Source organism: Cerasicoccus frondis (assembly GCA_031296915.1).
GTDB lineage: Bacteria > Verrucomicrobiota > Verrucomicrobiia > Opitutales > Cerasicoccaceae > Cerasicoccus > Cerasicoccus frondis.
Genome location: JAVDPC010000050.1, coordinates 1 through 19,751 on the forward strand (window position 1 = coordinate 1; position 19,751 = coordinate 19,751).

At 60.1% G+C, this 19,751-nt stretch carries 13 protein-coding genes; 1 reads left to right on the forward strand and 12 read right to left on the reverse strand.

Features of this window, described 5'->3' with window-relative positions; all coding sequences use genetic code 11:
* Positions 1-782 precede the first annotated feature (782 nt).
* Positions 783-1,055, reverse strand: a complete 273-nt coding sequence (locus RBB63_RS22850) for a hypothetical protein (RefSeq protein WP_309387716.1) — start codon at positions 1,053-1,055, stop codon at positions 783-785.
* On the opposite strand from RBB63_RS22850, the gene RBB63_RS22855 reads away from it, so the two are divergent.
* Complete coding sequence (locus tag RBB63_RS22855) at positions 960-3,260, forward strand: ATP-dependent DNA helicase (protein ID WP_425503946.1); 2,301 nt, start codon at positions 960-962, stop codon at positions 3,258-3,260. The two genes, RBB63_RS22850 and RBB63_RS22855, sit on opposite strands and share 96 nt — an antisense overlap.
* Positions 3,261-3,629: 369 nt before the next feature.
* Here the strand turns inward: RBB63_RS22855 and dnaE are convergent, their stop codons facing one another.
* From dnaE to RBB63_RS22910, 11 genes are all read right to left on the reverse strand, one after another.
* Positions 3,630-7,475, reverse strand: coding sequence for a DNA polymerase III subunit alpha (dnaE, locus tag RBB63_RS22860; protein ID WP_309387698.1), 3,846 nt, complete (start codon positions 7,473-7,475; stop codon positions 3,630-3,632).
* A 168-nt stretch (positions 7,476-7,643) separates the two neighbouring features.
* Complete coding sequence (locus RBB63_RS22865) at positions 7,644-8,711, reverse strand: glycosyltransferase (protein WP_309387700.1); 1,068 nt, start codon at positions 8,709-8,711, stop codon at positions 7,644-7,646.
* Entirely contained in the window at positions 8,708-9,475 is a 768-nt protein-coding gene (locus RBB63_RS22870; RefSeq protein WP_309387701.1) for a glycosyltransferase family 2 protein, read from the reverse strand. The genes RBB63_RS22865 and RBB63_RS22870 overlap by 4 nt, the downstream gene beginning before the upstream one ends.
* A complete protein-coding gene (locus RBB63_RS22875; protein WP_309387702.1) occupies positions 9,475-11,064 on the reverse strand; it encodes a hypothetical protein in 1,590 nt (529 codons plus the stop codon). The genes RBB63_RS22870 and RBB63_RS22875 overlap by 1 nt, the downstream gene beginning before the upstream one ends.
* On the reverse strand, positions 11,061-12,179 hold the full coding sequence (locus tag RBB63_RS22880; protein WP_309387703.1) for a polysaccharide pyruvyl transferase family protein: 1,119 nt from the start codon (positions 12,177-12,179) through the stop codon (positions 11,061-11,063). Before RBB63_RS22880 ends, RBB63_RS22875 begins: the two co-directional genes overlap by 4 nt.
* Complete coding sequence (locus RBB63_RS22885; protein ID WP_309387705.1) at positions 12,170-13,210, reverse strand: nitroreductase family protein; 1,041 nt, start codon at positions 13,208-13,210, stop codon at positions 12,170-12,172. The genes RBB63_RS22880 and RBB63_RS22885 overlap by 10 nt, the downstream gene beginning before the upstream one ends.
* Entirely contained in the window at positions 13,207-14,772 is a 1,566-nt protein-coding gene (locus RBB63_RS22890; protein WP_309387707.1) for a lipopolysaccharide biosynthesis protein, read from the reverse strand. Before RBB63_RS22890 ends, RBB63_RS22885 begins: the two co-directional genes overlap by 4 nt.
* The gene (locus tag RBB63_RS22895; RefSeq protein WP_309387708.1) at positions 14,769-14,927 is read right to left on the reverse strand and encodes a hypothetical protein; all 159 of its coding nucleotides are present in this window, start codon (positions 14,925-14,927) and stop codon (positions 14,769-14,771) included. Before RBB63_RS22895 ends, RBB63_RS22890 begins: the two co-directional genes overlap by 4 nt.
* A 31-nt stretch (positions 14,928-14,958) precedes the next feature.
* Complete coding sequence (locus tag RBB63_RS22900) at positions 14,959-16,128, reverse strand: DegT/DnrJ/EryC1/StrS family aminotransferase (protein WP_309387710.1); 1,170 nt, start codon at positions 16,126-16,128, stop codon at positions 14,959-14,961.
* A 12-nt stretch (positions 16,129-16,140) separates the two neighbouring features.
* A complete protein-coding gene (locus RBB63_RS22905; protein ID WP_309387712.1) occupies positions 16,141-18,519 on the reverse strand; it encodes a spermidine synthase family protein in 2,379 nt (792 codons plus the stop codon).
* Positions 18,520-18,540: 21 nt separating this feature from the next.
* Positions 18,541-19,536: a glycosyltransferase family 2 protein gene (locus RBB63_RS22910; RefSeq protein WP_309387714.1), complete on the reverse strand. Its 996-nt coding sequence runs from the start codon at positions 19,534-19,536 to the stop codon at positions 18,541-18,543.
* Positions 19,537-19,751: the final 215 nt, after the last annotated feature.

Genomic DNA, 19,751 nt, shown 5'->3' on the forward strand with positions numbered 1-19,751 from the left:
GCTCAATCAAAGCCGCCTTGCGCTGCATCCAATCTCTACCCCACCTGACTCGGCCAATCTAGATGAAAAGCGCTCTAGCTGGCTGCCTGTAGCGCTTACCTAAGTCGTTGATCTCCAACGCGAGTTAATAGTGAGAGCTACTCACTAATAAAATGCTCAAGCGTGCACTTTTTGTTTGGCGCAGCAGGGGAATTGATTAGTGTCTAATTGATCACACTGTCTACCTTGCTGCGTTGCCTCTCAGGCGTAGCACAGGCGTCCCGCCTGTGTTGTTTCAGTTAGTTGGGAGTCGGGGCACAGGCGGGACGCCTATGCTACGGCAATGCGCGCCCTCACAGTTCATCCCACCTCCAATTCTACCCCCCCACCTTACCCACATTACCCACCCTACACACACTACCCACATCTCCCCTCCTCCCCAACTTTCGAACCTCCAAACTTTCGAACTTTCAAACCCATGAACTCTCCCTCTCCCCACCAACATCCGCCTTAGCGACCGCCGCCTTGGTATCCCAGTCGCCGCCATGCGGGGGCATTCGCTCCGCGCGCGCTGCTGCGTCGTGTAAACGGGCCCATTCGCTGACAGCCTTGGTGTAAACAAGCAGTCAACCGACGCCCAAGTTTTACCGCGATTCGCACTGCCCGCGACGGACTATGCCAGCCTGCCCAGCGCAGCGTCGACGTGTCCAATGTGGCCCCTGAGCCACATTGCCCCCTCCTGCGCCCAAGCCTTGGCGAACGGGCGGGATTCTTGTTCTTTGATAGCTCGGTAAAAAGCAATTTTACCCCCCCCCCTCCCCGTGGGAAGGGCGGCAAGTCACCCGAATGGGGGCGCTGGCTGGCAGTTGTTCGGATTCGCGGGCGAAATATTTCACTCCGTCGAGCCCAGCCTTGCGCCTGCGGAAGAAAGCTTCACGGTTGGACGCATGCGAATCTACCCGGGAGAGCGGCGCGTTACCTTGAGCGCGCGCGAGCTGGCGGAATTCCGGCTGGGGCCGGAGTCCGGGCGCGGCTTTTCCGGGCAATGGCGCACCGCGCTCGGCACGGCCTGGCACCGCGATATGGAAACCCACACGCGCGCCGCCGATCCCGAGGCCCGCTTCGAGGTAACCATTGCCGGCATCCTGCGCCGCAACAACTGGACGATCGAGGTCAACGGCCGCATCGATCAGGTCCTCGAAAAAGACGACTTCACGCTCCTGCGCGAGGTCAAGACGACCAGCCGCCCGCTGCCGATGGCCGAGGAAGACCTCGCCAACGCCTACCCGGAATACCGCCGCCAGATCGCCGTCTATTGCCTGCTCGCGGGGCTCAATGGCGACTTCCCCAAAGCGGTTCGCGGCGAGCTCTTGTTTGTGTCGATCGATGACGGCATCACGCAGACCCTCCCGCTGTGCGAGGAGCCCGAGGCGATCCTGGAGACGCAGCTTGCGCGCATCACGCTGTTTTGCGAAGAGCAAAGCAAGCGACGCGAGCGCCTGGCGCCATCGGAGTTTAAGCCAGCGTTTAAAGAGTTTCGCCCGGAGCAAAAGCTGATTCGCCGCGAGCTGGAGGAGTCCGTCACCTTATCGCCGGTCCGCCTGCTCGAAGCGCCCACCGGCTTTGGCAAGACAGGGATTTCGCTGCAACATGCCCTGGAGCGTCTGCGCGACGGCACCTGCGACCGCATCATTTACCTGACCGGCAAGAGCACGGGCCAGCACCAGGCGGTGCGCCAGATAAAGGCGATGATCCCGACCAACGGCGACCTGCGCTACTTCCAGCTCCGCAACAAGCGCGAGCACACCATCCAGACGCCGCGCCACGATTGCACGCGCGCGGAGTCGTGCCTCGAAGGCGTGGAGGAGGCTTGGGATGCGGCGGGGATCAACCCGGCAGGCTTGTTCGACGAGGGCAAAATCAACGTCGATGACTTCCGCCAGCTCGGCGCATTGACCGGCGTTTGTCCGTTTGAAATCGCGAAGTCCTGCCTGCCGTTTGCCGAAGCGTGGGTCTGCGACTACAACTACATTTTCTCGCCGCGCCATCGCGGGATGTTTCACGGGGTGATGGGCTTCGACCCGTCGCAAACGCTGCTCATCATCGACGAGGCGCACAACCTGCCAACCCGCGTTGCGGACAACTTTTCCTTCGCCGACACCGCTGCCGAAGCCGAGGCGCTCGCCGCCGAACTCCGTGGCACGGGCCAGCCGTTTAAGCTCGTGAAGGCGGCCGACGACTGGGCGGAGTTCCTCGTGACGCTCAAAGAAAAAGAAGAGCACCCGGCCACCGTCGAATACGAGGCGCTCGATCTGCTGACGCACCTCAACGACGCCATTCAGCAAACACGGCTGGAGCCAGAGCTGCTCAGCCCATCTGCGCGCGAGCATGTGTTTTCGTTCCCGGGGTGGCGTGAGTTTTTGGCGGACGACCGTTTCCCGCGTTTGTTCTGGTCGCCGCGTGGCGGCTCGCTGCGCGTGGCTTGTCTCGATGCGGCGCCGCACTTGGCGCAGGTGCTCGGAGAGTATGGCGGCGCGGTGCTGATGTCCGCCACATTGAGTCCGGAGAAATCGTTTGCCGCGAGGCTGGGGCTCAACGTGCCGCTGCTGCGCGCAGGTGCCCCGTGGCGGGAGGGCGCGTATCGCGTGGCCGTGGATGCGCGCGTCGACACGCGATACCGCACGCGGGCGAATCACTACGTGCAAACTGCGGAGACGATTCAGCTCCTTACCCAGCAGACAGCGGCGCCGGTCGCGGTGTTTTTCCCAAGCTACCACTACGCGGAAACGATCAAGGCTTACCTCGGCGAACTCGACTCGCTGCTGCGCGTGGCCATGCAGCCGCGCTCGGTCGACTTGAATGGACAGCTAAGCTTTGTGGAAGAAAGTTTGCTGACGGCGCACGTGCTGTTCTTCGTGCTGGGCAGCAGCTTCAGCGAGAGCATCGACCACCTGGGCGGGCGCATCAGCGACGCAATGGTCGTCGGGCCCGCGCTGCCGGAAGTCAACCCGGTGCAGAAGGCGAAGCTGCGGCAATACGACCACCTTGGTCGCGAAGGCGCGTTCCGCGAAGTGTATCAACTCCCGGCGATGACGAAGATCAACCAAGCCCTCGGCCGCCTCGTCCGCGCACCTGGCCAAAGCACGCGCGTGATCCTGCACTGCCGTCGCTTTGCAGAGCAAAGTTACCAAGAGCTGCTCGCGCCGGAGTATACGCCCGAGGTCGAGCTACACAGCTTTAACGAGCTGGCCGATTGGCTCGCGGTCGCTGAAGTGGAGTGAGCTCGGCAACGCCTCTAGAGCACTTTTCATCTAGATTGGCCGGTCAGGCCGCAGTGATTTTTCGTGTCCAGCAAGGCGGCTTGAGCGTCGCAGGCTGGAAGCCTGCGAGCGAAAAGCCAACAACGCTGGCGCGGAAAAGCACTCGGTTTAGGGCTTGGGGCCAGATTGGAAGTTCGCGGCGTTGGCATTTCAATCACGGGCTTCCAGCCCGCTCAATCAAAGCCGCCTTGCGCTGCATCCAATCTCTACCCCACCTGAATCGGCCAATCTAGATGAAAAGTGCTCTAAGCCGCGTCCCTCCGCCTTTCGCCCACTCCGTAGCCTCACCGCTTTCGCGCAATGCGCAAAACGATGGCTTGAACCGCAGGTTCATTTTTTGCCGCGGGCCCAGGCGGGCTTGGGGGGCTCGGCAAGGGCGCGGGCCTGGCCAAACACGCCACGCACGCAGGGTTCGGCGCGGAGCTTTTTGAAGGCGTCCGGGATCAACTGGCAATTAAGCGAGACGCCGAGGTCCGCATGGAGCGCGCGGTCGGGCTCGGTGAGAATCGCCAGTTTGACCGACGTTGGGCCTTCGTTGTTCTGCAAATAATCCGAGAGCTCGTGCGCAAAGTTGTCGAGGCGGTGCGCATCGTTGTCCACGTAGAACGTCACTGAGTCGATGAACGCCGACAGCGCCGTGTCGAGGCGCGCCACGCGGTTGCCGTTCAGGCGGACTTCGTCGCGCTCGGAGTCGTAGCGGATCTCGCCCTCGATGCAGACGACGGCGCCGTTTTCGAGATTCTGCATGTTCTGCTCGAAGGCGTCGGGGAAGATGTTGATCTGGTAGCCCATGCGCCGCGTCGACAACGTGAAGAACGCCCATGGCCGGTTGTCTTTGCGGGTCAGCTTTTTGACGATGTTGTTGATGACGCCGCAGAGGCGGAAGCTCTCGCGGTCCCAGCGTTTCAAGTCCTCTTCCGGCCCAAAACTGTTGATGATGTCGTCGAGGCCCGCATAGGCGTTCATTGGGTGGCCCGAGACGTAGAAGCCGAGTAATTCCTTCTCAAACTGGAGGCGGTCGGCCTGCGTCATCTTGGGGCCGCGTGTGTCGTAGTTGGCGTTGCCGCCGGACTTGCCTGGCGCGGGTTCTGGCTCGGCCAGCAGGTCAAAGAGGTTGGCCTGGCCGGACTCCTTGTCCTTCTGCAAGTCGGCCACTTCGGCGATGATGCCCTCCATTGAGTCGAGCAAGTGCTGGCGGTCGATGCCGGAGTAATCAAAGGCGCCGGTCTTGATCAAACACTCCAGCACGCGCTTGTTGACGGCCTTCATGTCGACGCGCTGCGCGAAGTCGTGGAAATCCTTAAAGGGCCCATTCGCCTCGCGTTCGGAAATAATCACCTTGGCCGCCGCATCGCCCACGCCCTTGATTGCAGACATGCCGAATCGGATTCTTCCAGAGGAAGAATCCGATTCGGAGTGAGCAGAGAGCAAATTAAAGTGAGCAGAATCAGGCTCATGGTTAGGCGTGTCGCCGTTTGTTTCACCCTCCTCTTTAATTTTTAATTTGCTCTCTTTAATCTCCCGATCGTCGAGATCGACGACCGGCGTAAACATCTCACGCGACTCATTAATGTCCGGCCCGAGCACTTCGATCTTCATCGACTCGGCTTCCTCGACGAAGTGCGAAACCTTGTCCGCATTGCCAAGCTCGGACGACAGCACTGCCGCCATGAACTCGGTGGGGAAATTTGCCTTCAGGTAAGCCGTGCGATACGAGAGCATCGCGTAGGCCGCGGAGTGAGATTTGTTAAAACCATACTCCGCAAACTTCTCCAGGATGCCGAAAATTTCTGTGGCCTTACTCGCCGGAATATCGTGGTGCTCCTTGGCGCCCTTGATGAAGATCTCCTTCTGCTGGTCCATGACGGACTTGATCTTCTTACCCATCGCGCGGCGGAGAATGTCCGCGCCGCCAAGCGTGTAGCCGGCGATGATCTGCGCGCTCTGCATGACCTGCTCCTGGTAAACCAGCACGCCGTAAGTTTCCTCCACGAGCTCCTTGAGCAGCGGATGCGGCACCTGAATCGTCGAGCGGTCTTTCTTACCGCGAATGTACTGCGGAATAAACTGCATCGGGCCCGGACGATACAGCGCGATAAGCGCCACAATTTCGTCCATGCTCGATACTTCGAGCTGACGACACAGGCCTTGCATCCCGCCGGATTCCAGCTGAAAGACGCCGACTGTTTTCGCCTCTTTGAGCAGCTGGAAAGTCGGGCCGTCTTCGAGGCTGACCTTTTCGATGTCGAAGTCATCCATGCCCGGCAGGCGCTTCACGTTCTCCTGCGCATCGGAGATCACGGTCAGCGTTTTCAGGCCGAGGAAGTCACACTTGAGCAGGCCGAGGTCTTCGGATGGACCCTTCGGATACTGCGTCGTCAAGTCGCCTTCCTGCAAGGTCACGGGGATCAGGTTCGTGATCGGCTGGTCCGCAATGATGACCCCGCAAGCGTGCTTGCCGGTATTGCGCACCATGCCTTCGATGACCTTGCCCTGCTCGATGATCTTCTTTGCGATCGGGTTGATCTTCATCTCGGTGCGCAGATCGGCGGACTTCTCCACCGAGTCGTCGAGCGAGATGTTGAGCTCGTCAGGAATCATCTTGGCGATCTTGTCCGCTTCGCCAAAGGGAATGTCGTTCACGCGGGCCAAGTCGCGCACGATCATCTTCGCGCCGAAGGTGCCAAAGGTGATGATGTTCGCCACGCGGTCGCGACCATATTTGTCGCGCACGTAGTTGACCACGTCGTCGCGGCGGCGCATGCAGAAGTCCACGTCGAAGTCTGGCGGGCTGACACGCTCAAGGTTGAGCATTCGCTCAAAGAGCAGACCAAAACGGAAGGGGTCGATGTCGGTAATTTTCAACACGTAGGCGACGACGCAACCCGCGCCCGAACCACGACCCGGGCCAACCGGGATGCCGCGGTCACGCGCCCATTTAATGAAGTCCCAAACGATCAGGAAGTAGTCGATGAAGCCCGTGCCAATGATGATCGCGAGCTCATACTCCAGTTGATCACAGACCTTCTTGCCGTATTTAAAATCGTCGGACTCGGTGTCCTCCGGCGGCTTCGAAATGAAGGCGTCGTAGTCGACATCGTAACGCTCCTTGACGCCTTCCTTACACAGCTCGAACAGGTAGAGGCCATTCTTGCGGAAGGCCACGCGTTCCTCGTCGGACAGCTTGATCGGGTCCTTGCCGTCGCGCACCAGAATCTCGTTTTTCTTCACCTCATAGAGGTCGAGAATGCGGTCGAAGTTGTCCGTGTCCTGCGCGTGGGTGATCTCGATTGGCTTCTCGTAAACCGGGTAATGGTCCTCGCCGAAGGGCAGCTTGACCTCGCACATTTCCGCCACGGCGTTGGTGTTGACGAGGCAGTTCGGATCGTAGCGGTCGAACACCTGCGCCATCTGCTCACGGCTCTTCAGGAAGAACTGATTGCTGTCGTAGCGGAGGCGTTTTTCGTCGGCCAGCTTGGCGCCGGTCTGGATGCAGATCAACGAATCGTGCGGCTGCCAGTCGGTGTCGTTGACATAGTGCACGTCGTTCGTGGCGACGACTTTCAGGTCAAACTCTTTGGCCAGCTTGAGCAGGTCGGGGATGATCCGCTGCTGCTCCTCGATGCCGTGGTCCATCAGCTCGATGAAGAAAAACTCCTTGCCGAACAGGTCCACAAACCAGCCACAGGCTTCCCGCGCACCGGCGTAATCGCCCTCCATCAGCCGCTGGGGAATCACCGCCGCCAAGCAGCCGGAAAAACCGATCAGGCCCTCACTGTGCTCCGCGAGCTGACGCCGCGACACGCGCGGGTTGCGGTAAAAGCCCTCGGTGTGGCCCATGCTGACGAGCTTGGTCAGGTTCTGATAGCCCTTGAAATTGCGCGCCAGCAGGCCCATGTGGTGGCTCTTCTGCTTGGCTTTGACGTCGTTGGTCGCGCCCAGCTCGTCCTCGAAAATCAGGTAAATTTCGCAGCCCAGCAGCGGCTTCACGCCGGCCTTGTCCGCCTTTTTATAGAAGTCCGCGAGGCCAAAGAGCACGCCGTGGTCCGTGATCGCGATGGCCTTTTGCCCAAGGCTAGCGGCCTTTTGACAGAGTCGGTCGGTACGGCTGCAACCATCGAGCAGGCTGTAGTCAGTGTGGACGTGCAGGTGGACAAATTCGGGATCTTTGGACATCGGCGAAACCACCAAACAGTGCCCGTCGAAAACAGCCAATGCAAGCGGAACAACTTCACGGGTTATTCACCGAGTTGTTAACAGACGTGAATAAGTTCTTTCGACCGCCGGGGATTGCCTTCAATTTAAGCCGTGTAATTGTGAATAACTTTCTGCGGCGGGCGGGAGCTATTGGCCGCAACAACGTCGTAAATACGCGAGGGATGCTTTCCCCAGAAATTCCCAAGTGAGCTCCTTGGGCAGTGGCAATGCGACTTTCTCCGTCAGCTGTTTTTGCATTGCTGCATGGAGCGAAGGGGGAGACGCGGGATCGCACCAGCCGGGATAATTAGCCGGAAACCAAGTCGCGGCATCGCCGACTCGGGTAACGACAATGGGCTTCTGCAGGGCCAGATATTCGGATAAGCGTGCGGACTGCGAGTAGCGCACTTGCAGGCTGTCGCGATAAGGAATCAGCAGGCAATCGCAGGCGGACGCCCACAAGGCCACAGATCGCTGATCCAGCATGCCCGCGTAGGTGACGCCAGCTAGATTGGCGGCGGCTTCACCGCCCGCACCGGCTAGTAACAGGCGGGCGTTGGGCATGGTTTGACGCAGCTTTTGAAAGGCGGCGAGCACGTCATCGAGGCCCAAGTCCCGGCTCATGCTGCCGAACAGGCCCAAAACCGGGGCTTGGGCGTCGACGCCAAGCGTTTGCCGGGCCTCGGCTTGCGGGATCGGCGTGAAATCCTTTGGCTCAACGCCGTTTGGAATACGAGCGACCGGCTCCAAATGCTGCTGGCACCAGTTTTGCAAACGCTGGCTGACGGTCATGGCGCCCTTAAAGCGTCGCAATAGCCGGCCCAGGTAGATGGCGAACAGCGGGTGCGCGCGGCCCATGAAGGCGGGGTAATAATCGTAAACATCCAGGACCGCTGGGATGTTCGCTTTTTGGGCGACGACGGCGCCCAGCCGCGCGATGTTCAAATGCCCGGAGGCCACCAGCACATCGACGCCAGATAGCTCGCCAAGCTCCTTCAAGCCGCCAAACGGCGCATAGGACGACGGAATGGACCTGACGCGGAAGCCATCGTATTGAACCGTGCGCGGTTCTTTCGTCCGGTAATCCAACGCGATCACCTCGACCTCGGCGCCCAGCCGCGCCCATTGTGCTGGCAGGTGATGCAGGCGCCCATAGCGGTCGTCCAGCAGATCTTTCTTCGTGTAGAAGCGCTTGGCGAGCAGGAGAATTTTCATGAGCGAAGTCGGGAGAGCGCCCAACGGTAGAGCGGATACAACGCCCAATATCCAACATACAAGGTGGTCCACCGCCAGTTGGGAGAGGTTTTGAAGTGACAGCGTTTCTCCTGCATGAAGCGTTCGTAGAGTGATGGCCAGTCGGTCCGCGAGCTCACGCCGATCTGGCGCATCGCGCTGATGAGGCGGGGAATGCGTTTCCAGCGAGCCCGGGCGTTTTGGGCGCGGAGGAAGAAATCGTAATCCATCGCAATGGAGAACGCTGCGTCGTAGCCGTTCATTTGGCGGAAAAAGTCAGAGCGAATGAAAACCGCCTGATGATAGAACTGCGTCTTCAAGCGATTGCGGGCCCCGAAGCCGCGCGGCGTACGGCGCTCGGAACGACCATCCTCCGGGTAGATAAACAGGATGTCTCCCGCAACCAGATCGAGGTCGTCTGAAAGCTGCGGCGTCACGTCTTCCAGCACGCGTTCGTCGGCCAGGTAGTCATCCGCATGGAGAAACAGTAGCCAGTCGCCGGTAGCGCGGGCCGCGCCTTTGTTCATTGCATCGCCGATGCCCTGGTCGCTTTCACTTGTCCAGGCAAGCAGGGGGTTCGCAAAATGGTTTAATGTGTCCGTGGTTCCATCGCTCGATAAGCCATCCACGACGATATGCTCACGGGGGATGGTGGTTTGCTGGCGCACGCTTTCCAGGCAATCGCTGATCGTGGCCTCCGCGTTGCGGCAGACCGTGATGACGGATATGGAGGGCGCGGCGGGCATCAATCGTCCAGGGTTACGACAGGCTTACTGGGCATGGTTGAATCCGCGACGCGGCGCAATTCGTCGAACAGCTCCTGGTTGATGGCGGCGTTGGGGGAGAGTTGCGAAGTCCGGGGTTGGCGCGCGGGCAGCGTGAGCGGCAGTCCGGTATGGCGGCTGATGGCCTCCTCCAGCTCCCACATTTGGTCGTAATCGATGCACATGACTGCGGAGCCAGCCTGGGACCAGGACTCCATCTGCTGGCGGTAGGCGAGGATGTCTTCTTCGAATAACTTCTCAAACGGACCTGCGCCGTGGAGATTGTATTGATGCTCCAGGAACCAGGAAACGCCGTCGCGCTCGGTCCGGCGTTCCACGGAGATGGCGGACTCCAGCGGGTCGCAGTAGACGAACACATAAGCGGCATTGGTTGGATCGCCGTGGGGAAAAAGATCGTGGGTTTTGAGCACCGGCGCTGGCGAGTCGGTCAGCTTCGCCAGCCGGATGCAGGCATCGCGGGACAACTTGGCGAGCAATTGCCCCAACCCGAGGCGACACAGCAGCGGACGATGTTTCCGGGCGTAGGCTTCACTTAGAGCGTGATAGAGCAGGGTGGAACCCGCCCGCCCGTTGCTGGCGATGACGATTTTCTTTTGGTGAGGAAAGACGATGCGTCGAAGCAGGTTTCGCAGCATATTCCAGCCGTTGCGCCACGTTTCCAGTAGGCACAATTTTAAGGCTTTGCCTGGGAGCTGCAGCGTCATGTGCCGAGCGTAGTGCCGGGTCAGTGCGGGGTTATCGAGCGGCTCGCTGGCTGCAAAGGTTGCCGGGCACGTTTCGGCCGGGATGCCGATGCGATCATCGTCCTGGGTGTGCGTGGCGCCCACGCCTTCGCCAATGTTGGTGACGAGGTTGGCCACGCAGGAAACGACGAGGCCGCCTGCATTCAGGACGGTGATCTGCCACTGGTAGTCCCAAGTATAGAGGTAGTCTTTCAGCACCGCCAAGTGGTAGCGTTTGATCTGCCGTTCGACCCAGCTCAGGCGCCAATTGTGGATTGCTTCATCCATGTGGGCCTCAAGCTGAAATGGGTTGATGGTGAATCGGCTCCAGCGGTCACGCCAAGTGGCCCAGCCCCAAACCTGCGGGAGCGAGTGGAAGGCCGCTGTGTGGCCTTGGTAGAGTTCAGGCGGCGCGGCGAAATTGGACCCCGATACGTGCCATACCCGTTGATCGTCCCGATAAGTCTCGAGCGCCCAGTTGCAGAAACGGAAAAAATCGGGAGATGGCAGGCAGTCATCCTCGAGGATGACGCCACAGGCTTCATGCTTAAAAAACCAGTCGATGGCGTCTGCCGGGCCACGACCGACGCCAAAGTTTTCCGTGCGAAATCGGGTGCGCAACTCGCAATTTATTCCGCATTTTAGAGCGGCTTCACGCACGGCGCTTACCTGCTCCTCGTCACTGGAGTTGCCGGGGCGCGGTCCGTCGCAGGCAATGTAAAGTCGTGGCGGGGCATACTCGCAAATTGCCTGGAGGACTCGTCGCGTGGGGCCTGGCCGGTTAAACGCGATGAGCAATACGGCGTGTTTGGCGGGCGTCGTATTCACGGTGCGGCAAGGCTTGCTTGAAGGTTTGCGCGAAGGAAATCGAGCCCCTGCGCTTTCATGGCCGTGAGTTGCCCGGCAGTTTGGTCCCACGGAATCGGGTGCTCGTGGGCGCGGTCAATTTCGTCCTTGGCCGTGGAATGAGCGGTCCTGGCTTGCAGGCCAACTTGGGTCAACAGCGCTTCGAGCCGCTGGTTGCGCGCCTTGAGGATCCCGCCCAGCGGAACCACGACGAAGGGCGTCTGAAACAGCAGGGAGAAAGCCGTGGCGTGAAAGGAGTTGGTCACAACGCAAGCCGCGTTGCGGATCAGCCACAGCCATTCGCCGGGGGTGACGAAGAGCCCCCGCGTGTGTGCGTCGCGTGCGGCGGCGCCGGTCGTGTTGCACAGCGCGAGGACGACCGGCGCCCCATGGAGTTCGGAGAGGCGTCCGGCGGTTTCCCGGATCTCCGGGCTATACTGGAGCGCATGCATGAAGATGAACGGCGATTGGACTTGCGACGGCTTTTGCTCAAAGCGCGCGTAGGCTTCACTGGCCAGCAGGAGGCTGGGATCCGGGACGACTTTGGGCGCTGTTCCGGTTATGCTTTTGATGGTGGCGGCCGCGCCTGCTTCCCGCACGGAGATTGCGTCCAATCGCTTGAGCAGCGGGCGCATCGTTTCAATTTGAGACGGTTCCAGCGGGGCGTCGCCGCCAAAGCTGGCCGCGTAGGCAATGCGCTTTAGGCTCGCCGGGCCAAAGTCGCCCAGGAAAGCGGTGTCAAAGCTGCCGCCGTGCAGGCTTTGGTTCCAGATCTGATCACTACCGAGGATGAGTGCATCGATGGCGGGGGGGGAGGCTGTCAGGCTGCTGCGTTTCCGATACGTGCGCTCGCTCAAGGGAAGGTGCTCGCGGGAAAACTCGTCGAAACGGCTGCGGAGAATGCGTTTTACCCGATTGCGGGACGGCTTGAGGCAGTGTCTGGGCCGCCAGTTACGACTGGATTCGATGAAGTGCAGCCGGTAATCAATCACACTTGCCTCGGCGCCAAGCTGTTCGAGGGTTTGCAGCATGGCATGGCATTGGAGCAGGGCGCCGTAGTTCAGCGCACGGTGGTAGGTCAGGACGCCTATTCGCATGCCGAAAGGTTGTGGTGCGTTAAGATTTCGTCCAGCGGCTTGCGCGCGGATACCGGGACCGGGCGGGTCTCGTCCGTGTAGCCTAAACCGATCAGCAGAATAATGCGCTCGTGATCGGGTATTTTGGCGACCTGTCGCAGCGCGCGGTCAGTTTTGTTGGCGACCGACCAGTTGAGCGTCACGGCGCCCAGGCCATTGGCGTGCAGGGAGAGCAGGACTGACATGGAGAACATGCCGCCGTCAATCCAGGCCTGGTAGCGTTCGCCGCTGCCCTGAAAAGCCCGCAAGTCACTGGTGATGACGAGGACTGCGGGCACCTGTTGTCCAAATCCGCGATTGCCTGTCTGGTGAGCCAACACTTTTTGCACGTCCTGCCCGGTGTAGTAATGCGCCCTCCAGGTTTGGCGGTTGCAGACCGAAGGCGAACGCATGCCATCGCGTATGCACCGCTCGATCAGCTCGGGGGGGGGCGTTTCGTTGGTGAAGGCGCGTATGCTCCGGCGGGTTTGGGCGAGTTCGCGGAATGCGGCGGCGCGCTCGGGATCAGGTTTGCTGCTCAGCTCCACTCCACCTCCCAGATCACGGGCGGCTTGTGCGAAACGCGGGTCCACGATGGAGTCCGGGTCGATGCCCCGGCTGCGATGGCTTTCGGCGTAGGCGTGCAGCACAGATGTCGCAACCCCGGCCTGCCCGGTGAATCGATCAGGTTGCTCGCCGGTCAGGTTCGACCATTCTTGAAGCAACTGCTGCAATTTCAGCACTTTGTCGGTGGCGCGCAGTTCGGTGAAGTTGCTCATGGCGAGCGCCTTTTCCAGCACGTGGTAGGTCTTGATGATCTCGCCTTCGACGATGGAGCGCTGGTCTTCGGTGGATCGATTGGGGCTTTTCCAAGTTGCCCGAAAGAATCGCCAGCCGTCCTGAAGCTGTTCCAGCGAAAGCCAGAAGAGCTTTTTGGAGGCGCGGAAAAGCTCAAGTGGATCGGGTGATTTTCCACCTTTGCCGTTCCGTTGGTTCTCGTGTGGCGGGTTCATAGCGTGATGGTGTGTCCTTCGGCAAGGGGCTCAGCTTTGCCGTTGTTGGAGTGCTTGAGCAAGCGCATGCGCAACCACCCCAGCAGCAGGGTGAATGCCGCCGCGACTGCCGACAGCAGTAGGAACGAAAATATCAGGCCGATCAAGCCCGGTATCGCGGGAGGCCAGATGAGGGTCAGCACAATGAGGGGCGTGATCGTCGTTGCCGTCGTGCAGATATGGGGAAGCAGAAGCGTGCGGTTGAAGAGGATGCGCCCCACCACGATGCGATTGATTACTGAGAAAATCAGCACGAAGCACTGCCCATAGCCAACGCCCAGCAGCCCGTAGCGCACGGTGCAAATGTAGGTGGCGGTCATGATGCCCAGAGTCGACAGTGTCTGGAAGATGGTGAAGGCGCGCACCTTGCCGCAGCCGTAGAGGAAATTCGTGTTCACGATGCTCAGCGGAACCGACGCGTAGCGCAGGCTCAGCAACTGCATGAGCAGCGTGGCGTGGATGGCCGCTTCGGTGTCGATCCAGGTCTCCAGCAGGGGGTAGGCGAAGACGGTGACGGGGACGACAAAGGCCGAGGTGAGCACCGCGACGCGGAGCGTTGCGTCGTCGAACAGGCGTTCGAGCTCTTGAAATTTTCCTTCCTCGAAGAGCCGTCCAGAGTAGGGGAACAGGTAGCCGAAGGTCTTGCGCTGAAAGCCTTGAATCTGCGAAAGAATGCGCGTGGCGATGGTGAAGTAGCTCAGCGCTGCGGGACCCAATGATGCGCTGATAATGATGATGACGCCGTCGTGCTGGATTTTTCCAATCGCGGAATTCAGCCAACTGAACACGCCAAAGCTCGTCATTTCGCGTAGTTCAGCCAAGTCGAGCTTGGGCAACAGTGTGAGGCCGGGCAGCAACCTCAGGCGCAAGATGAACGCTTTGACCAATGCGCCAATGGAGAGAAAAAGCAGCGAAAGGAGCGTCATCTCAATCAACCCTCCCCCCCAGAGCACCGCCGCGGTCATGCAGGCGTTCAAAGCCACGGTGATGGTCAAGTTGACGCCGGAATTGAGGTCGAAGCGCTCGCAGCCGAGCATAGCGGCTTCAAAAACTGCGGCGCTCAGTTGGATGACCAGTCCAATACTGGCGTAGCGAAAGGCTTGGGCGGCGAGCGCTAAGTCCGGCCCAGCCTCGGGGATCAGCAGACGGGCCAGTTCATTGGCGCCCAGGAAAATGGCCCCGCCAAGCAGTGCGCCCAAAGAGAGGTTGACCGCCCAGGATGTCCTGATCGCCGCCTTTGCGCGCGTGAGATCGCCCGTTGTCCGGTGTTTGGCGACGTATTTCAATGTCGCTTCGCTCATGCCGGGGGAGAACAGGACGCCAATGCCGAGCACCATCTGCACCAGCACCCAGACGCCGTAGTTCGCCGTGCCCAGCTTGATCAAATAGATTGGCGTCGTGATGAGGAGGACGAGCGCCTGAACGCTGAATTCAAATCCGGGGATCACGCTGTTGCGCAAATTGCGCGAACGACTCAGCAAGTCGGTTAACCAACGGATTGGTCGAAACAGCTGGTGGTTCATGAGCTTAGTTCTCGCCCGTTGGCGTTCGCAGAATTGGTGACGTTGGTTGTTACTTCACGATTCGGCGAAGCGGTCACGCCCGGATTGAGCATGGATAAATGCATCCACTCGACATGCTCAAGATGCTCTGAATCATGGCTGTCGAGGCTATACATGGCAAGGTGAAAACGGCGATGCGGGCGGGGCTCACAAGGTCGCGACGAACTCGGAAACTCCCTCGATAACGGCGTCCAACTGCGCATCAGTCAGCTCCGGATAAACCGGGATGCTCAGCACTTCGCGGGCAAGCTGGTCGGACACGGGGCACTCGGCCTTCGGCAGGTGCGCAAAGCACTCCTGCTGGTTGAAGGGAACCGGGTAGTAAATTTCCGATCCGATGTCCCGTTCAGCGAGCCATGCCTTCAATGCGTCACGAGGGAGGCTGGTCGCATCGGGCGCTACGGGCAAGCGCAGCGTGAATTGGTTCCAGATGTGGGTGTTGTCCGCCAAGGCCGTGGGCAGGATCAGTTTGGCGCTTTCAGGCTGGTCATAGCTCGCGGGCTGACCATGAGCGGCGAGCCCTTTCAAGTAATAGGCGGCGTTCTCGGCGCGGGCGTGGCTGTATTGACGGTGGTGAGGCAGCTTCACGGACAGCAAGGCAGCCTGCAGGGCGTCGATGCGGAAATTGCCCCCGATCATCGCGTGGTAATACTTGGGGTTCATCCCGTGATTCCGCAGGTAGGCGGCCTTGTCGGCCAGGGCGTCGTCATTGGTGGTTAGCAGGCCGCTGTCGCCCAGGCCGCCGAGGTTCTTACTGGGGAAGAAGCTGAAGCAGCCGAAGTCGCCAATGGCGCCCAAAGCGGTCCCGCGGTAAGCGGCGCCAAAGGACTGCGCAGCGTCCTCGATGACTTTGAGCTGGTGGTTATGCGCAATGGTCATCAGCTCGTCCATCGGCGCGGATTGGCCGTATAGGTGGACCGGGATGATCGCCTTGGTCTTGGTGGTGATCAGGTTGACGGTCGATTCCGGGTCGAGGTTAAACGTCACCGGGCAAACGTCGGCAAAGACCGGGGTGGCGCCGGTGCGGGCAATGGCGCCGGCAGTCGCGAAAAAGGAGAAGCTCGGGCAAATAACTTCGTCGCCCGGGCCGATGTCGAGCGCCATGAGGGCCAGCAGGAGCGCATCGGTGCCCGAGCTGACGCCGATCGCGTGCTTGACGCCGAGTTCGGCGGCAACGGCGGCTTCGAAATCCGTCACTTCGTCTCCCAGGATGAAACGGCCATGGCTGAGCACGCGATCAAATGCGTCGCGCAGCTCGGAGGCCAGCGGCTGGTTCTGGATGTTGACGTCGAGGAGTGGGACTTTGGTTGATGTCATGAAATGCTTACTTTAGGAATTACGCAGCTGGATGCGACGTTGATGTGGCAGCATGGCCACCATCAGGTAAACCAACAAGCCTGCAATGATGACCAGTGAGTAGCCGTAAATATGCGAAAGGATGATTGCCAGGCCCGCTCCTGCTGCGCTGGCTACGCCGTTGAGCGCAAACGCCCAGGCGACCAGCCCGTTGTCTTCGGCGTTGACGGCGCGCAGACCCTGCGGGAACAGGCAGCCCATCAGGAAAAACGGCGGCGCCGGAATTAAGGCTGCGGCCAGGATCTTGAGCGGGCGGGGGAGGGCCATGAGTTCGCCGCCTGCGGTCGTCAGCAGCGCGAGCATGCCAATGCCGAATAAGCAGGCCAGGAGGGCGGCGCTGCGGTAGTTCAGCTTGCCCGAGTCGAACAGCCTATCCGAACAAAAGCTGCCTACGCCGGTAAAGAGAATGGCGGATGTCAGCACCACGGCCAGCGTATAGCCGGGGTGCCCGACAATCAACTGGAGCTTGTTGAGCAGGCCAATTTCCACCAGCATGAAGCCCAGCCCAATGCCGAGGAAATAGATCATGTGGCTCCAGGAACTGGCGTTTCGCGCGCGCTTGCGGCTAAACAACAGCACCGGCAAAATCGTGGATACGACAGCCGCCAGCAGGAACAGCCCCAGCAGTTTAATCTGTGCGCGTAGACGCCGTTCGCCGGGCTGTTGTGCGGATTCAGACCAGAGCTCGGGTGACCACATGGAGTGGAACGGCGCCAGGTTTAGGAAATAAGGATGGTCGTCCCAGACTGGGTCAAAGTTGGCCTTGAGCTGCTTTTCCAACTTGGCGAGCGCAACGTTGTCCAGGAAAATGCCGTAGGCCAGTTGGCGTGGAGCAAAGGGATTGTAGAGCGCGGTGTAGTGCTCGTTGATGGCGTTGACTTGCTCCCGTGAGAGTCCCGACGGTTGGATCACCATGAGGGCTGGGTCCCACGAAGCGCTCATGCCCTTGACGCCTTTCTGGTAGGGACGGCCATCGGTTACGACAATGAAGCTCTGCTCCAGCGGAGTTTCGCGGTTGTCCGTTTCCCAAATGTGCTTGATGGTGCGGATGAGGCGGCCTTTGTTGCCGTTGAGGGCGATGAGCCGTCCATTGGGCGCCAGGTGGTCGATCAGGTCCCGGAAGGCTTCGACGGTGTAGAGGTAGCCGGCGGAGTGGGCGGCGGCGCCTGTGTAGTAGTTGGCGCCCGCGCCGCTATAGGAGATCAGGATCAGGTCGTAGTCATCCTTTTGGCGTGAAATGAATTCCCTGCCTTCGGCGATCACCATTTCCATCTTGTCATCGTTGAGGATGGGCGCGGTGTATTCCGGCAGGTTTTCGGCGGGCCAGTAAAACATCTGTGGCACCAGCTCGACCCCGGTAATGTGCGCCTCGGGAAACAAATTGCGGAACTGCAGCATGTCGCGGCCCGCTCCAGCCAGCAGCACGAGGATGCGCTCTGGGTCCATGTCCGCCACGAGCTGACCGAAGAAAGGGTTCTCCAGGTGCTCGATGCGTTGCAGGGCGGCGTGGCTATTGCCTTCGCGTTGCACCATGGCGCGCATCGGTCGCTTGTCCCCAGGGCGGGTGTATTCGAGAGCGCCCACGCGGCCAAAGCTGGTCCATTGGTGGTCGAGCTCACGGCTGTCGAACTTCAGTTGGTGGTCGCGGGTCAGGAGCTCCATGAGCGGCTGAGGCTCTAGCTTGGGCGTGACCGCAGGCAGATTCATCAGGACCGCCAATACCGGGGTGGCCGCAATCAGCCCCCAACTGAGTTTCTTTTGGCCAATGCCCTTGGCGAACAGTGCGGCGGCGGCCATGGGGGCTACGGCGGATAGCGTGGCGGTCGCGGCAAAGCCGAAATACTCCAGCGTCTGCACGAAAATGAAACAGCCCAATGCCGCCCCAAACAGGTCAAAGGCGTAGAGCACCGTGCTGCGTTGGGCGTTGAGCCGGAACAGCGTGCTCAGCGCAATGCCGTGGAGCAGATAAGTCAGGCAAAGCCCGGCGCCGACTTTGAGCGACAGGCCGAACTCGTGTTCTTCCATCAGGAGCCAGGCGTTGGACTCACTAATCCGCAGGGCTTCCAGGCGCTCCGCGTTGACCAATTCCTTGAGGTGCGTCGAATACAGCAGAAACAGAATGACCGCCGGTCCGATCAGGAAAGTCGTGTAAACCAGCGCGCCACGCTCGTATTTTTTCAGGGTTTCGTAGGGGATGAGGCTGATGAGCGTGCTGGCGGCCCCGAGCCCGAGCATTGCTGTGGCGATTGAGTAATACGCGGCTTGCGGGCCTACGACGATGCCGAGGATGCTCGTTGCGAAGAGCTCGAAAACAAGCAGTCCGCAGGCAAGTAGGAAGATGGCGAATCTCATGGTTGTCGTCGGGGAAAGGGCTTACTCTGCCCCGAGCACTTCTCGTATGGGGTAAGCTTCGCGGTGGCCGCCAAGCTTACGGATGATCAGTTCCCCCACCAGACCAACCGAGATCAACTGCACGCCGAGAATCATCAGCAGCACGCCAAAGAGCAGCAGCGGACGTTGCCCAATGCCTGCGCCTAAAAACAATTTAATGAATGTCAGGTAGCCTAAAATGAGAAAGCCGAATGCGCCCATTGCCAGGCCAACGCCGCCAAACAAATGCCCGGGCCGTTGCACAAAGCGCGTGATCGCCGCGACCGTCAACAGGTCCAGGAACCCTTTGTAGTAGCGCCCCAGGCCGTATTTGGAGATGCCGAATTCGCGCGCATGGTGCTTCACGGGAATTTCGGTGACGCGGTAGCCGTCGGCGTGAGCCAGGATCGGGATGTAACGGTGAAGCTCGCCATACAACGGCAGCTCACGCACGACCTCGGCGCGGTAGGCTTTGAGCCCGCAGTTGAAGTCATGCAAATGTAGCCCGGAAATTTGCCGCGTCACCGCGTTGAACAGGCGGGAGGGAATGCGCTTTTCCAGCGGGTCGTTGCGCTCGCGTTTCCAGCCGGAGACGAGGTCGAAGCCTTCATCCAGCTTGGCCATCAGGCTGGGGATTTCCGCAGGCTCGTCCTGCAAGTCCGCATCCATGGTGATGATGTAGCTGCCTCTGGCGGCCTGAAAACCGATCGATAGGGCGGCGGCCTTGCCGAAGTTGCGACGCAGACGGTAGGCGCGCACGCCCTCGGGGAATTCCTTTTGCAGCGCTCGCAGGTTTTCCCAGGTGGCGTCGCTGCTGCCATCGTCGACAAAGATGACTTCGAAGCTCCATTGGCTGTCGGTCAGCACGTCAGCAATCTTTTCCCAAAGCTTACGCAAAGAGTCGGCTTCGTTGTAAGCAGGCGCGACAACGGAAATGTCCGGCGCGTCGACATCGCTTTGCTGGGTAAAAGGAAACTCGGTGGTGGACGGAGACGCCATGGTATTGATGCGCGGTGTTTTAGCGGCTGTTCAGGAAGCAAGCAACCCTTTTGGGATGGGGAGGAGGCGGAAAGCGAATCAATGAAAAAGTTTACAATTGCGGGCTGACGGGCAGGGGGTAGGCGCTTGCCCACGAAGTCTAGTGTGGTGTCAGCGAAGTTCGCTGCATAAATACTGAACCTTACCGAGGATCAGATCTGCGTCCGCTGTCCACT

Coding starts and splice junctions, on each gene's coding strand:
- dnaE (WP_309387698.1), bottom strand. CDS start 7,475: ATGTCCAAAGATCCCGAATTTGTCCACCTGCACGTCCACACTGACTAC.
- RBB63_RS22905 (WP_309387712.1), bottom strand. CDS start 18,519: ATGAGATTCGCCATCTTCCTACTTGCCTGCGGACTGCTTGTTTTCGAG.
- RBB63_RS22880 (WP_309387703.1), bottom strand. CDS start 12,179: ATGCGAATAGGCGTCCTGACCTACCACCGTGCGCTGAACTACGGCGCC.
- RBB63_RS22910 (WP_309387714.1), bottom strand. CDS start 19,536: ATGGCGTCTCCGTCCACCACCGAGTTTCCTTTTACCCAGCAAAGCGAT.
- RBB63_RS22865 (WP_309387700.1), bottom strand. CDS start 8,711: ATGAAAATTCTCCTGCTCGCCAAGCGCTTCTACACGAAGAAAGATCTG.
- RBB63_RS22900 (WP_309387710.1), bottom strand. CDS start 16,128: ATGACATCAACCAAAGTCCCACTCCTCGACGTCAACATCCAGAACCAG.
- RBB63_RS22890 (WP_309387707.1), bottom strand. CDS start 14,772: ATGAACCACCAGCTGTTTCGACCAATCCGTTGGTTAACCGACTTGCTG.
- RBB63_RS22885 (WP_309387705.1), bottom strand. CDS start 13,210: ATGAACCCGCCACACGAGAACCAACGGAACGGCAAAGGTGGAAAATCA.
- RBB63_RS22870 (WP_309387701.1), bottom strand. CDS start 9,475: ATGCCCGCCGCGCCCTCCATATCCGTCATCACGGTCTGCCGCAACGCG.
- RBB63_RS22895 (WP_309387708.1), bottom strand. CDS start 14,927: ATGTATAGCCTCGACAGCCATGATTCAGAGCATCTTGAGCATGTCGAG.